1 protein-coding gene is annotated in these 1,127 nt (G+C 69.2%); it reads left to right on the top strand.

Annotated features, from left to right (window positions below):
- On the top strand, positions 1–1,127 hold a 1,127-nt coding region (gene nosD, locus BN903_RS04910; RefSeq protein WP_048076773.1), incomplete at both ends, for a nitrous oxide reductase family maturation protein NosD.

The following is a 1,127-nucleotide window of genomic DNA, read 5'->3' as shown; positions in this document are numbered from 1 at the left end:
GACGGAGAGTCGTTCGCGTCGGCGCAGGCGGCGGTCGACGCCGCCGAGCCGGGCGACACGGTCGTCCTCGACGGGCGGTTCGACGAGCGCGTGAACGCGAGCGTCGACGATCTGCGGCTCGTCGCGAGCGACGGCGGCGCGGTGATCGACGGCGGCGGCGAGGGACGCATACTCACCGTGAGCGGCGAGAACATCACCGTCTCCGGCGTCTGGATACGCGGCTCCGGCAGCGACCTCGGGACCGAGGACGCCGGCATCTTCGTCTCCGGGGACCGCGCCCGGGTTGAGTCGGTCCGGATCACCGACACGGCGTACGGGATCTGGATCGATTCGGCCGACGAGGCCGTCATCGAGGACGTTCGAATCGACGGCCGCGAGGAGGTGTTCCCGCGGACCGACCGCGGGAACGGGATCCACCTGTACGAGACGACGGGCACGGTCGTCCGCGACAGCGAGATCGCGGACGCCCGTGACGGGATCTACTTCTCGTGGGCGGCGGACGTGCTCGCCGAGAACAACACGATCCGGAACACGCGGTACGGCGTCCACTACATGTACTCGGACGACAACCGACTCGTCGACAACGTCGCGGCCGACAACGGCGTCGGCTACGCGCTGATGGTGAGCGAGGGGCTGACGGTGCGGAACAACACCGCCCTCCGAAACGACGACAGCAGCGGCCACGGGATCATGGCCAAGGACATCGAGGACTCGACGATCGCGGGTAACCACCTCGTCGCGAACCGGAACGGCCTGTACCTCTACAACGCGCAGGGGAACCGGCTTGTCGACAACCTGATTTACCGCAACGGGATCGGGGTCCACAGCGCCGCCGAGAGCGGGAGCGAGGTCGTCGCGGGCAACAGCTTCGTCCGCAACGACCGAGCCGTCGAGACCGTGCGGAACTCGCTCGTCGCGTGGAACGGCACCGACCGCGGCAACTACTGGTCGGGCGCTCGCGTCGCCGACCGCGACGGCGACGGCGTCAGCGAGATCCGACACCGACCCGTCGGGATTGTCGAGAACCTCGTGGCCGACCACCCGCAGGCCGCGGCGTTCGTCGACAGCCCGGCGTTCGAGGCGGTGCGGATGGCCGAGAGCTCCTTCCCGGTCATCGAGACGCCCGG

The sequence above is a fragment of the Halorubrum sp. AJ67 genome, from assembly GCF_000513435.1.
Note: the sequence above shows the minus strand (reverse complement) of the source record. Positions and strands in the feature narration are given on the sequence as shown.